Below are 13,510 nucleotides of genomic sequence, written 5' to 3' on the forward strand. Positions count from 1 at the left end.
ACCTCGTACACCCCACCCGACGAAGTCACCGCCACCAGCCCGTCCCCACCCCGCGTCAGCACGACCACCTCAGGCCCAGCAGCCAGCCACTCCTTGGCCACACCCAACACATCCCGCCCAGGCGCCAGCCACTCCGCATCGTCGACCGAAAGCTTCAGCATCGCCACATCCGGCAGCCACCCCCGGAAGCGCTCCCGATACGCCTCCGCATCCGGGATCAGCCCAGGCCGGATATTCGGATCAAGCAGCGTGAAGACCCCTCGCCCCGCCTCCCGCCGCAGCAGCGCCTCGTACGCGCTCGCCCCCGGCTCCAGCACCATCGAGCAGGTCCCGACGCACAGCGCCCGCACGCCCTCCGGCAGCGCTCCCGGCAAAGCGAACAGCCGGTCCGCCGTGCCCTGCACATAGAAGCTGTACGACGCCGACCCGTCCGCCGACAGGCCCGGCACCGTCAGCGTCGACGGCTCGTCGCCGCGCTGCAGCAGCGAGATGTCGACCCCGGCGTCCAGCAGCCCCGCCTCCAGCGACGCGCCGAAGGCGTCCGTCGACACCCGCGAGCAGTACGCCACCGAGGCGCCCAGCCGGCCGAGGGCCACCGCCGTGTTGTACGGGCCGCCGCCGCGCGCGGGTTGGAGCAGGGGCAGCCCGTCAGGGCCGTCGCCGCCGGGGACCAGGTCGATGAATGCTTCTCCGCCTACCACGATCACCCGCCCAGTATCGTCGTACGGGCCGACGGCACCACCCCCGTGCGCCCCCACGTACACCCCGTACACACGGACAGGAGAGCAAGACCCTCATGCCCAGCCACGTGCCCAGCCACCTGCCCAGCCAGGAGCAGCAGCCACCCACCCCCGCCCGCCGCACCGTCCTCGGCACCGCCGCCGCACTGGCCGGCACCGCCGCCCTGACCGCCTGCGGCCAGGAGAGCGGCTCCGGCGCCGGCGGCGAGGGCGCACAGGGCGAAGGCGAAGGCGAGGGCGGCGGCAAGGCCACCGGCCCCACCCCCGTAGAGCTCGGCCCCGAGTCCGAGGCGCCGGCGAAGGGCGCGAAGCTGTACAAGCAGCAGAAGATCGTGCTCGTACGGGAGCAGGGCGGCGGGCTGAAGGGGTACTCGGCGGTCTGCACGCACCAGGGCTGCACGATCACCAACATCAAGGGCGACGAGCTGATCTGCCCCTGCCACGGCAGCCGCTTCGACGCCGCGAACGGCGAGCCGACCCGCGGCCCCGCGCAGGTGCCGCTGGAGACGGTCCCGGTGAAGGTGAAGGGCGGCAAGATCATCGCCGGTTAACCCATCGGCCACTGTCGGTGCTACGTGCAAAGATGGCCACGTGCCGCAGCTGACAGCGTTCGACGCCCCGCTGGTCGGCCGGGAGCGGGAGCTCACCCGGCTCACCGGCCTGCTGGAGCGCGCCCGCGCCGGGGAGGCCCGGGCCCTGGTGATCGCGGGCGACGCCGGCGTGGGCAAGAGCCGGCTGCTCGGCGAGGCCGCGGGGCGGGCCACGGCCGAGGGCATGACCGTCTTCACCGGGCAGTGCGTCGACCTCGGCGATGTCGGGCTGCCCTACCTGCCGTTCACCGAGATTCTGCGCGCCCTCGCCGCCGACGGCCGCTTCGCCGAGGCGCTCGCCGCGCACCCCGCCGTGGACCGGCTGCTCGGCCTGGGCTCGGGGGTGGGGCCCGCGGACAGCGGCGCCGAGCGGATGTCGTTCTTCGAGGACCTCGCCGCGCTGCTCGCCGACCTCGGCGCCGTAGCGCCGCTGCTGCTGGTGATCGAGGACCTGCATTGGGCGGATCAGTCCACTCGCGACCTGCTCCGCTTCCTGCTGAGCCGCGCCGTGCTGCAGCGGCCCGCCACCGGAGGGGCGCCGACCCACCGGCTGGCGATCTTCGCCACGTACCGGAGCGATGACCTGCACCGCCGCCACCCGCTGCGCCCGCTGCTCGCCGAGCTGGTCCGGCTGCCCGGCGTCGAGCGGCTCGAGCTGGCGCCGCTGCCCGACGATGAGGTCAGCCGGCTGGTGCAGGTGCTGCACGGCGCGGACGGCGCCCCGCTTCCGGAGGCCACGGTGCGGAGCATCGTGGAGCGCGCCGAGGGCAATGCGTTCTATGCGGAGGAGCTCCTCGCCGCCGCCGCGGACGGCGGCGCCCTGCCCAGCGGGCTGGCCGATGTGCTGCTGATCCGCCTGGAGCAGCTCTCCGGCATCGCCCAGCAGGTGCTGCGCACGGCCGCCGTCGCCGGCCGCCGGGTGGAGCATGACCTGCTGTCCGCCGCCGCCGACCTGCCCGACGCCGAGCTGGACTCGGCCTTGCGCGAGGCCATCGGGCATCAGCTGCTGATCTCCGGCGACCGCGATACGTACACCTTCCGGCACGCCCTCATCCGCGAGGCGGTCTACGAGGACCTGCTGCCGGGTGAACGGGTGCGGTTGCACGGCGTGTTCGCCAAGCTGCTCGACGGCGGCGGCCGGTCCGGCGAGACCGCCGCCGAGCGGGCGCACCACGCGCAGGCGAGCCATGACCTGCCCGGCGCGCTGACCGCGTCCCTGGAGGCCGCCGACCACGCGCAGGCGGTCGGGGCGCCGGCCGAGGAGCTGCGGCATGTGGAGGCGGCGCTCGACCTGTTCCGCTCCGTGGAGCCCGCGCAGCGGCCCGAGGGGCTGCGCGAGGTGCCGCTGACGCTGCGCGCCTCCGGCGCCGCCGCCCGCGCGGGCGAGGCGCACCGCGCGGTGGGCCTGACCCGGGACGCGCTGGCCCGCCTCGGCTCCGACAGCGACGCCGAGTTGGCCGCCCGGGTGCGCTACACGCTGGCGGGCAATCTGATCCGTACGGAACACATGACGGACGCGTTCCGCTACAGCTCGGAGGCGCTCTCCCTCATCCCCGCCGACCCCCCGAGCCGCACCTGGGTCTGGGCGGCGGCCACCCACGTCCTGGCGGCGAACCAGGTCGGCGACCTGGAGACCGCCCAGCGCGTCGGCCTGCAGGCGCTGGCGGTGGCGGAGCAACTCGGCGTCGCCGACGCCCAGGCGGACCTGATCATCTCCGTCGGCTTCCGCACCAAGTCCAACCGGCGCACCCCCGAGGGGCGGCAGCAGATCGAGCACGCCCGCGAACTCGCCCGCGGCGCCGGCAATGCCGGCATCGAGCTGCGCGCGCTGTTCAACCTGGCCATCGGCAGCTACGAGGCGGGCGAGCTGGAGCCGTGCCTGCGCTGGCTCGAGGAGGGCCGGGACCGCGCCCGCAGCCTGGGCCTGATCTCCTCGCCGTACTCGCTGGAGATGCGCTATCTGCAGCTCCTCGTGCTCTACACCAGCGGCCGCTGGGACGACTGCCTGGCGGCGGCCGAGGCGGACACCGAGCGGCTGCCGGCGGCCGGCGGCTTCGTCGTCGGCCCCGCGCTGTACGTGGCCGCGGCGCGTGGCCTGGCGGACACGGTCGAGCGGGCCAGGTCGCTGCTGGCCCTGCCCTTCGACTGGATGGCCGCGCTCGTCGGGCATGTCGTGCTCATCGACCACGCCGCGCAGCGCGAAGGCGCCGAGGCGACCGTCGCCGCCCTGCGGACCGCCATCGTCGCGCTCACCGAGGACGCCGACACCGAGGGCTCCGACGCCAATGTCCGGCTCGCCTCGCTGGCGCTCGCCGCGGTCGCGGACGCCGCCGTCGAGGCCCGGCTGACCGGCGACGCGCCCGCGGCCGCCCGCTGGTCCGGCGAGGCCGCCGAGCTGACCGCGCTGGCCCGCAGGTCCGCGGAGCGCGGCGTATTCAGCGACGAGCCGCAGGGGCCCGAGGGCCAGGCCTGGCTGCTGCGCGCGGAGGCGGAGCTGGCCCGCGCCGAGGGGGTGCCGGCGGCGGCGCTGTGGGAGAAGGCCGTCGCGGCGTTCGCCGGGCTCGGGGACGTATACGAGCGGGCGCGCTGCGAGCGGCGGCTGGCGGAGGCGCTGCTCGGTGAGGACCGCCGCGATGAGGCGGCGGCCGTGGTGGTCGCGGCCCGTACGACGGCGGTCGGCCTGGGCGCCGCGCCGCTGCTCGCCGACGTGGACGCGCTGATACGCCGCGGCCGGCTCGGCGACGCCGCCGCCCCCGACCGCGAGGCGGTGCTCACCGCCCGCGAGCGCGATGTGCTGGCGCTGCTCGCCCGCGGCCGCACCAACCGGCAGATCGGCGAGGAGCTCTACATCAGCGGCAAGACCGCGAGCGTCCACGTCTCCAACATCCTCGCCAAGCTGCATGCCGCGAGCCGCACCGAAGCGGTCTCCGTCGCCTACCGCGAGGGCTTGATCGAGCAGCAGCCGCAAGCCGGCAGCTGAGCCCCGGCAAGGGCCGCCCCGGCCCATCCGGGTTGTCCCCGCTGACCAGTAGGGTGGCTGCATGGCCGATCCCTCCACCTACCGTCCCAAGCCCGGGCAGATCCCCGACTCGCCTGGGGTGTACCGGTTCCGGGACGAGCACCGCCGAGTGATCTATGTCGGCAAGGCCAAGAGCCTCCGCCAGCGCCTGTCCTCGTATTTCCAGGACATCTCCAATCTCCACCAGCGCACCCGCACGATGGTCACCACCGCCGCCTCCGTCGAGTGGACCGTGGTCTCCACGGAGGTTGAGGCGCTGCAGCTGGAGTACTCCTGGATCAAGGAGTTCGACCCGCGGTTCAACGTCAAGTACCGCGACGACAAGAGCTATCCGTCCCTCGCGGTGACGATGCAGGAGGAGTATCCGCGGGTCCAGGTGATGCGTGGCCCCAAGCGGAAGGGCGTCCGCTATTTCGGCCCGTACGCACATGCCTGGGCCATCCGCGAGACCGTCGACCTGATGCTGCGCGCCTTCCCCGTACGCACCTGCTCCGCAGGCGTCTTCAAGCGCTCCCAGCAGATCGGCCGCCCCTGCCTGCTCGGCTATATCGGCAAGTGCTCCGCCCCCTGCGTCGGCCGCGTCACCGCAGAAGAGCACCGCGAACTGGCCGAGGAATTCTGCGACTTCATGGCCGGGCGGACCGGCGCGTATCTCAAGCGCCTGGAGCGGCAGATGCAGGACGCCGCCGAGGACATGGAATACGAGAAGGCCGCCCGCCTCCGCGACGACATCAATGCGCTCAAGAGCGCCATGGAGAAGAACGCCGTCGTCCTCACCGACGCCACCGACGCCGACCTCATCGCTCTCGCCGAGGACGAGCTGGAGGCCGCGGTGCAGATCTTCCACGTCCGCGGCGGCCGGGTCCGCGGCCAGCGCGGCTGGGTCACGGACAAGGTCGAGGCGGTCGACACGGCAGGCCTCGTCGAGCACGCCCTGCAGCAGCTCTACGGCGAGGAGACCGGCGACACCATCCCCAAGGAAGTCCTGGTCCCCGCCGTCCCCGAGCCCGCCGCGCCGATACGGGCCTGGCTCGAGGAGCGCCGCGGCGGCCGCGTCGACCTGCGGATCCCGCAGCGCGGCGACAAGCGGGCCCTGATGGAGACGGTGGAGCGCAACGCCAAGCAGGCCCTCATCCTGCACAAGACCAAGCGCGCCTCCGACCTCACCACCCGCTCCCGCGCCCTGGAGGAGATCGCCGACGCGCTGGAGCTGGATTCGGCGCCGCTGCGCATCGAGTGCTTCGACATCTCGCATCTGCAGGGCGACGACGTGGTGGCGTCCATGGTGGTCCTCGAGGACGGCCTGGCCCGTAAGAGCGAATACCGCCGCTTCGAGATCAAGTCCTTCGCGGGCCAGGACGACGTCCGGGCGATGCACGAGGTGATCACCAGACGCTTCAAGCGCTATCTGGCGGAGAAGCAGCGCACGGGGGAGTGGGGCGACGAAGAAGGCCCCGACGCCCCCGACGGCGCCCGGGACGCCGAGACCGGCCGCCCCAAGAAGTTCGCGTACCCGCCGCAGCTCGTCGTCGTCGACGGCGGGCAGCCGCAGGTCGCCGCGGCACAGAAGGCCCTCGACGAGCTGGGCATCGACGACGTCGCCGTGTGCGGGCTCGCCAAGCGCCTGGAGGAGGTCTGGCTGCCGGACCAGGACGACCCGGTGGTGCTGCCGCGCACCTCCGAGGGGCTCTACATGCTCCAGCGGGTCCGGGACGAGGCGCACCGTTTCGCGATCCAGTACCAGCGCAAGAAGCGCGCCAAGAGCTTCCGGGCCGGGCCGCTGGACGCGGTGCAGGGCCTGGGCGAGACCCGTAAGAAGGCGCTGCTCAAGCACTTCGGTTCACTGAAACGGCTGCGGGCTGCGACCCTTGACGAGATCTGCGAGGTCCCTGGCATCGGCCGCAAGACGGCGGAGACCATCGCGGTGGCGCTGGCCCAGGCCGCGCCCGCAGGTCCGGCGGTCAACACCGCCACCGGCGAGATCATTGAGGAAGACTGAACCAAAAGGACATCGGGGGCACCATGGGCGACCAGCACGAAGAGCAGGACCAGCAAGGCAAGGGTGAAGATCAGGTGAGTACGGGCACATCGATCGAGGCCGGCGAGGCAGCCGAAGCCGCCATCCCGGAGCTGGTGATCATCTCCGGCATGTCCGGAGCCGGGCGGTCCACGGCCGCGAAGTGCCTGGAGGACCTCGGCTGGTTCGTGGTGGACAATCTGCCGCCCGCCCTCATCCCCACGATGGTGGACCTCGGCGCCCGCTCGCAGGGCAATGTGGCCCGTATCGCGGTGGTGGTGGACGTCCGCGGCCGGCGCTTCTTCGACAACCTCAAGGAGTCCCTCGCCGACCTGAAGGCGAAGGCCGTCACCCGCCGGATCGTTTTCCTGGAGGCCTCCGACGAGGCCCTGGTCCGGCGCTTCGAGTCGGTCCGCCGCCCGCACCCGCTGCAGGGCGACGGCCGCATCGTCGACGGCATCGACGCCGAGCGCGACCTGCTCAGGGAGCTGCGCGGCGACGCCGACCTGGTGATCGACACCTCCAGCCTCAATGTGCACGAGCTGCGCGCGAAGCTCGACGCCCAGTTCGCGGGCGAGGACGAGCCGGAGCTGCGCGCCACCGTCATGTCGTTCGGCTACAAGTACGGCCTGCCGGTCGACGCCGACCTGGTGGTCGACTGCCGCTTCCTGCCGAACCCGCACTGGGTCCCGGAGCTGCGCCCCTTCACCGGGCTCAACGACGAGGTGTCGCAGTACGTCTTCAACCAGCCCGGCGCCAAGGAGTTCCTCGACCGCTACGCCGAGCTGCTCCGCCTCATCGCCACCGGCTACCGCCGCGAGGGCAAGCGCTACGTGACCGTCGCCGTCGGCTGCACCGGAGGCAAGCACCGCTCCGTCGCCATGTCCGAGAAGCTGGCCCGCCGGCTGGCCTCGGACGGTGTCGAGACCGTCATCGTCCATCGCGACATGGGTCGCGAGTGACCCAAGGCCCCCGCATGACCCGCATCTCCGCCAAGATCCCGAACGGCCGCACCCTCCGGCTCCGCCGCCGGGGCACCGGCCGCTGGGGCGCGCAGCCCAAGGTCGTCGCCCTCGGCGGCGGCATGGGCCTGTCCGCGTCCCTCGCCGCGCTGCGCCGCATCACCGGCGACCTCACGGCTGTGGTCACCGTCGCCGACGACGGCGGCTCCAGCGGCCGGCTGCGCGACGAGCTCGGGGTGCTGCCGCCCGGCGATCTGCGGAAGGCCCTCGCGGCGCTGTGCGGCGACGACGACTGGGGCCAGACCTGGGCGGAGGTCATTCAGCACCGCTTCGTCTCCAAGGGCGAGCTGCACGACCACGCGGTGGGCAATCTCCTGATCGTCGCCCTCTGGGAGCAGCTCGGCGACCACGTCCAGGCCCTCGACCTGGTCGGCAAGCTGCTCGGCGCCCAGGGGCGGGTGCTGCCGATGTCGGCCGTACCGCTGGAGCTGCAGGCGCTGGTGCGCGGGCATGACCAGGAGAGACCCGACGAGATCAGTACGGTCTGCGGCCAGGCGAACGTGGCCCTGACCCCCGGCGAGGTCCAGCAGGTGCACCTGGATCCGCACGACCCGCCGGCCGTGCCCGAGGTGATCGAGGCGATCCTGGCGGCGGACTGGGTGGTGCTCGGCCCGGGCTCCTGGTTCTCCTCCGTCATCCCCCATCTGCTGGTCCCCGACCTGCTCGACGCGCTCAACGAGACCCGCGCCCGGAAGGTCCTTTCACTGAACCTGGCCCCCCAGCCCGGAGAAACGGAAGGATTTTCCCCGCAACGTCATTTGGATGTTTTGCGGCGACACGCCCCTAAACTCGCCTTCGACGTCGTGCTGGCCGACGAGGATGCAGTGCCGGACGGCGACCGGCTGAAGCAGGCGGCCAGGGCGCTCGGCGCTTCGGTGGAGCTGGCAGGGGTCGCGGCCCCCGACGGCAGCCCCAGGCACGACCCGGAGCTGCTGGCAGCCGCGTACGACCGGATTTTTCGGATGCATGGAAGGATCGGCCCATGGCGATGACGGCAGCGGTGAAGGATGAGATCTCCCGGCTTCCCGTCACCCGGACGTGCTGCCGGAAGTCGGAGGTCTCCTCGACGCTCCGGTTCGCCGGCGGCCTCCACCTGGTCAGCGGGCGGATCGTGATCGAGGCCGAGCTGGACCAGACGTACGCCGCCCGCCGCCTGAAGAAGGACATCCTGGAGATCTTCGGGCACAGCTCGGAGCTGATCGTGATGGCCCCGGGCGGACTGCGCCGCGGCAGCCGGTACGTCATCCGGGTGGTCGCCGGCGGCGACCAGCTGGCCCGGCAGACCGGCCTCGTCGACGGCCGCGGCCGTCCCATCCGCGGGCTGCCCCCGCAGGTCGTCTCCGGCGCCACCTGCGACGCGGAGGCCGCCTGGCGCGGCGCCTTCCTGGCCCACGGCTCGCTTACGGAGCCGGGCCGGTCCAGCTCTTTGGAAGTCACCTGCCCGGGCCCGGAGGCCGCGCTCGCCCTGGTCGGCGCCGCCCGCCGGCTCGGCATCCCGGCGAAGGCCCGCGAGGTCCGCGGCGTCGACCGCGTCGTCGTCCGGGACGGGGACGCCATCGGCGCCCTGCTCACCCGATTGGGCGCTCACGATTCGGTGCTGCAGTGGGAGGAGCGGCGGATGCGCCGCGAGGTCCGCGCCACCGCCAACCGGCTGGCCAACTTCGACGACGCCAACCTGCGCCGCTCCGCCCGCGCCGCCGTGGCGGCGGGCGCCCGGGTGCAGCGGGCGCTGGAGATCCTCGCCGACGACGTTCCCGAGCACCTGGCCGCCGCCGGCCGGCTGCGGATGGACCACAAGCAGGCCTCCCTCGAGGAGCTCGGCGCCCTCGCCGACCCGCCGCTGACCAAGGACGCGGTCGCGGGACGTATCCGCCGGCTGCTCGCCATGGCCGATAAGAAGGCCTCTGACCTGGGGATTCCCGGGACCGAGTCGAACCTCACCGAGGAAATGGTCGGCTGAGGTCCTGCCGTACCAGCCGGCGGGGGCTACCCGCAGGTAAGGCCCTCCCGATGTGAGGTCCCCGCGCCGGGAGCGGTAGGGTCGGGATTGGTCGGGGACATCCCATATACAGCACGCCGGGCCGCGACGCCCCGGCGAACCAACGAGGAGATCGGTTCGTGACGATCCGCGTAGGCATTAACGGCTTCGGCCGTATCGGCCGCAACTACTTCCGCGCCCTCAAGGAGCAGGGGGCCGACATCGAGGTCGTGGCGGTCAACGATCTGGGTGACACCGCGACCACCGCGCACCTTCTGAAGTACGACACGATCCTCGGCAAGTTCAAGGGCGAGGTGACCCACACCGCCGACACGATCACCGTCGACGGCCATACCATCAAGGTGCTGTCCGAGCGCGACCCGGCCCAGATCCCGTGGGGCGACCTGGGTGTCGACGTCGTCATCGAGTCGACCGGCATCTTCACCAAGAAGGCCGACGCCGAGAAGCACATCGCCGGCGGCGCCAAGAAGGTCCTCATCTCGGCTCCGGCCAAGGACGAGGACATCACCATCGTGATGGGCGTCAACCAGGACCAGTACGACCCGGCGAACCACCACGTCATCTCGAACGCCTCCTGCACCACCAACTGTGTGGCGCCGATGGCCAAGGTTCTCGACGAGAACTTCGGCATCGTCAAGGGCATGATGACCACGGTCCACGCGTACACCAACGACCAGCGCATCCTGGACTTCCCGCACAAGGACCTGCGCCGCGCCCGCGCCGCCGCGGAGAACATCATCCCGACCACGACGGGTGCCGCGAAGGCCACCGCCCTGGTCCTCCCGCAGCTCAAGGGCAAGCTCGACGGCATCGCGATGCGCGTGCCGGTCCCGACCGGCTCCGTGACCGACCTGGTCATCGAGCTGGACCGCGAGGTCACCGCGGAGGAGGTCAACGCCGCCTTCAAGAAGGCCGCCGACGGCCAGCTGCAGGGCATCCTCGAGTACACCGAGGACCCGATCGTCTCCTCCGACATCGTGAACACCCCGCCGTCCTGCACCTTCGACTCGCTGCTGACGATGGCCCAGGGCAAGCAGGTCAAGATCGTCGGCTGGTACGACAACGAGTGGGGCTACTCCAACCGCCTGGTGGACCTGACGACCTTCGTCGGCAACCAGCTCTGATCGCTTCGCGATCCCAGTGCCGGTGATTGAGGCCCGCCGCCCCGGCGGCGGGCCTCTTTTCTTTCTGTGAAGCAGAAGCTGGAGCGCACCTCTCATGAAGACGATTGACGACCTCCTCAGCGACGGAGTCGCGGGCAAGCGCGTCTTTGTCCGCGCCGACCTGAACGTGCCGCTGGATGGCGACACCATCACCGACGACGGCCGCGCCCGGGCCGTCACCCCGACGATCTCCAAGCTGGCCGAGGCCGGCGCCCGCGTGATCGTCGCCTCGCACCTCGGCCGCCCGAAGGGCGCGCCCGACCCGCAGTTCTCCCTCGCCCCGGTCGCCAAGCGGCTGGGCGAGCTCCTCGGCCGGCCGGTGGCGTTCGCCACCGACACGGTGGGCGAGAGCGCGAGGGCCACCGTCGCCGGGCTCGGCGACGGCGAGGTCACGCTGCTCGAGAACCTGCGGTTCAACCCCGGCGAGACGAGCAAGGACGACGCCGAGCGCGGCGCCTTCGCCGACCAGCTCGCCGAGCTGGCGGACGTCTACGTCGGGGACGGCTTCGGCGCCGTGCACCGCAAGCACGCCTCGGTGTACGACCTGCCGGCCCGCCTCCCGCACGCCGTCGGCTACCTCATCGAGACCGAGGTGACGGTCCTCAAGAAGCTCACCGAGGACGTCAAGCGGCCGTACGCGGTCGTGCTCGGCGGCGCCAAGGTCTCCGACAAGCTGGGCGTCATCGACCACCTGCTGGAGAAGGCCGACCGCATCCTGATCGGCGGCGGCATGGCGTACACCTTCCTCAAGGCCCAGGGCCACGAGGTCGGCAAGAGCCTGCTGCAGGAGGACCAGGTCCCGGCGGTCCAGGACTATCTGGAGCGGGCGAAGGCGCGCGGCGTTGAGTTCGTGCTGCCGACCGACGTCGTCGCCGCCCCGGACTTCCCGGACCTGAAGGCGCAGGCCCCGACCAACCCGGTCACCGTCGGCGCCGACGCCATCCCCGCGGACCTAGAGGGGCTGGACATCGGCCCGGAGTCCCGTAAGCTCTTCGCCTCGAAGATCACCGACGCGGCCACCGTCTTCTGGAACGGCCCGATGGGCGTCTTCGAGCACCCGGACTACGCCGAGGGCACCCGCGCCGTCGCACAGGCGCTGACCACTGCATCCACTTCTGGCGACGCCTTCACGGTCGTCGGCGGCGGTGACTCCGCGGCAGCCGTCCGCATCCTGGGCTTCGACGAGTCGAAGTTCGGCCACATCTCGACCGGCGGCGGCGCCAGCCTCGAATACCTCGAGGGCAAGACGCTCCCCGGCCTCGCCGCACTGGAGGACTGACCCCACCATGACTTCCCGTACGCCCATCATGGCGGGCAACTGGAAGATGAACCTCAACCACCTTGAGGCCATCGCCCACGTCCAGAAGCTCGCTTTCGCACTCGCCGACAAGGACTACGAGGCCGTAGAGGTCGTCGTCCTGCCCCCCTTCACCGACCTGCGGTCGGTGCAGACCCTGGTCGACGGCGACAAGCTGAAGATCAAGTACGGCTCGCAGGACCTCTCCGCGCACGACTCCGGTGCGTACACCGGCGAGGTCTCGGGCCCGATGCTGGCCAAGCTGAAGTGCACCTACGTGACGATCGGCCACTCCGAGCGCCGCCAGTACCACGGCGAGGACGAGGCGGTCTGCAACGCCAAGGTGAAGGCCGCCTTCAAGCACGGCCTGGTCCCGATCCTGTGTGTGGGGGAGGGCCTGGACGTCCGTAAGGCGGGCGAGCAGGTCTCGCACACGCTGGCTCAGGTCGACGGGGCGCTGGCCGGTATCCCGGCCGAGCAGGCCGAGACGATCGTCATCGCCTACGAGCCGGTGTGGGCCATCGGCACCGGCGAGGTCGCCACCCCCGAGGACGCCCAGGAGGTCTGCGGGGCGATCCGCGGCCGGCTGGCCGAGCTGTACAGCCAGGAGCTGGCGGATGCGGTGCGGATCCAGTACGGCGGCTCGGTGAAGTCCGGGAACGTCGCCGCGATCATGGCGCAGCCGGACGTGGACGGGGCCCTGATCGGGGGCGCCGCGCTGGACGCCGACGAGTTCGTCAAGATCGTCCGCTTCCGGGACCAGTAAGGGTCACGTACTCTGTCGGGGGCCGGTTTACGGGCCGGCCCCCGTAGACTTTTGTTCCGAGACTTTTGTCCGTGCCATCCGCCGTCTAGAGAGTTGGTCCGCCCGTGATCACCGCGTTCTCCATCGCCCTCATCGTCTTCAGCGGGCTGCTGATGCTGCTGGTGCTCATGCACAAGGGCAAGGGCGGCGGCCTTTCCGACATGTTCGGCGGCGGCATGCAGTCCTCGGTCGGCGGGTCTTCCGTCGCCGAGCGCAACCTCGACCGCATTACGGTCGTTGTCGGTCTGATCTGGTTCGCGATTATTGTCGTGCTCGGTCTGCTGATGAAGTTCGACTAGCGATGCTGCGCTGCGCCGAACGGTACGTAGACTGAGGCGACTTCTCGAAGCAGCGAAGCACCGTCAGCAGGGAGTACGACCGTGGCAAGTGGCAACGCGATCCGGGGCAGCCGGGTCGGAGCGGGGCCGATGGGGGAGGCCGAGCGCGGCGAGTCAGCTCCGCGCCTGCGCATCTCCTTCTGGTGCTCGAATGGGCACGAGACCCGGCCCAGCTTCTCCAGCGACGCGCAGGTCCCGGAGACCTGGGACTGCCCCCGTTGCGGATTCCCGGCGGGCCAGGACCGGGAGAACCCGCCGGACCCGCCGCGTACGGAGCCGTACAAGACGCACCTGGCGTATGTCCGCGAGCGCCGCAGCGATGAGGATGGCGAGGCGATCCTCGCGGAAGCGCTGGCGAAGCTGCGCGGCGAGATTTGATGTGGACGGGGGCGCGCGCTGCCCCTGTCCTCCGCCCACTTTGAACTCGATGGCCCGGCCTTTGTGCCGGGCCATGCGCGTTTCGGCCCGCCCTCTCCCTGGCCCGGCCCACCCTCACCCCGGCCCGGCGCGAACCTTGGGC

Annotated in this window: 12 protein-coding genes; 11 read left to right on the forward strand and 1 reads right to left on the reverse strand. The window is 71.5% G+C overall.

The genetic code is table 11. The features are described 5' to 3' along the window. Positions 1 to 707: PfkB family carbohydrate kinase (locus G5C51_RS33200; protein WP_165242957.1), on the reverse strand; the 707-nt coding region annotated here is incomplete at its 3' end. 89 nt (positions 708 to 796) lie between these two features. On the opposite strand from G5C51_RS33200, the gene G5C51_RS33205 reads away from it, so the two are divergent. From G5C51_RS33205 to G5C51_RS33255, 11 genes are all read left to right on the forward strand, one after another. Then, a complete protein-coding gene (locus tag G5C51_RS33205; protein WP_165242959.1) occupies positions 797 to 1,291 on the forward strand; it encodes a Rieske (2Fe-2S) protein in 495 nt (164 codons plus the stop codon). A gap of 40 nt (positions 1,292 to 1,331) precedes the next feature. Continuing rightward, complete coding sequence (locus G5C51_RS33210; RefSeq protein WP_165242961.1) at positions 1,332 to 4,310, forward strand: AAA family ATPase; 2,979 nt, start codon at positions 1,332 to 1,334, stop codon at positions 4,308 to 4,310. A gap of 61 nt (positions 4,311 to 4,371) precedes the next feature. After that, complete coding sequence (gene uvrC / locus G5C51_RS33215; RefSeq protein ID WP_165242963.1) at positions 4,372 to 6,348, forward strand: excinuclease ABC subunit UvrC; 1,977 nt, start codon at positions 4,372 to 4,374, stop codon at positions 6,346 to 6,348. Between the two features lie 23 nt (positions 6,349 to 6,371). Then, positions 6,372 to 7,328 (forward strand): RNase adapter RapZ, encoded by a 957-nt coding sequence (gene rapZ / locus G5C51_RS33220; protein WP_206314606.1) that lies wholly within the window; start codon positions 6,372 to 6,374, stop codon positions 7,326 to 7,328. 14 nt (positions 7,329 to 7,342) lie between these two features. Then, positions 7,343 to 8,380, forward strand: a complete 1,038-nt coding sequence (locus G5C51_RS33225) for a gluconeogenesis factor YvcK family protein (RefSeq protein WP_165242967.1) — start codon at positions 7,343 to 7,345, stop codon at positions 8,378 to 8,380. Next, on the forward strand, positions 8,371 to 9,348 hold the full coding sequence (gene whiA, locus G5C51_RS33230) for a DNA-binding protein WhiA (protein ID WP_165242969.1): 978 nt from the start codon (positions 8,371 to 8,373) through the stop codon (positions 9,346 to 9,348). The genes G5C51_RS33225 and whiA overlap by 10 nt, the downstream gene beginning before the upstream one ends. Before the next feature lie 158 nt (positions 9,349 to 9,506). Continuing rightward, entirely contained in the window at positions 9,507 to 10,511 is a 1,005-nt protein-coding gene (gap, locus tag G5C51_RS33235; RefSeq protein ID WP_165242971.1) for a type I glyceraldehyde-3-phosphate dehydrogenase, read from the forward strand. A 94-nt stretch (positions 10,512 to 10,605) separates the two neighbouring features. Beyond that, on the forward strand, positions 10,606 to 11,829 hold the full coding sequence (locus G5C51_RS33240) for a phosphoglycerate kinase (protein WP_165242973.1): 1,224 nt from the start codon (positions 10,606 to 10,608) through the stop codon (positions 11,827 to 11,829). A 7-nt stretch (positions 11,830 to 11,836) separates the two neighbouring features. Next, on the forward strand, positions 11,837 to 12,613 hold the full coding sequence (tpiA, locus tag G5C51_RS33245; protein WP_165242975.1) for a triose-phosphate isomerase: 777 nt from the start codon (positions 11,837 to 11,839) through the stop codon (positions 12,611 to 12,613). Between the two features lie 104 nt (positions 12,614 to 12,717). Beyond that, the gene (secG, locus tag G5C51_RS33250) at positions 12,718 to 12,951 is read left to right on the forward strand and encodes a preprotein translocase subunit SecG (RefSeq protein WP_165242977.1); all 234 of its coding nucleotides are present in this window, start codon (positions 12,718 to 12,720) and stop codon (positions 12,949 to 12,951) included. A gap of 81 nt (positions 12,952 to 13,032) precedes the next feature. Further along, entirely contained in the window at positions 13,033 to 13,368 is a 336-nt protein-coding gene (locus G5C51_RS33255) for an RNA polymerase-binding protein RbpA (RefSeq protein ID WP_165242979.1), read from the forward strand. The last annotated feature ends 142 nt before the right edge of the window (positions 13,369 to 13,510 follow it).

This window comes from Streptomyces coryli (genome assembly GCF_011044975.1).
Lineage (GTDB): Bacteria > Actinomycetota > Actinomycetes > Streptomycetales > Streptomycetaceae > Streptomyces > Streptomyces coryli.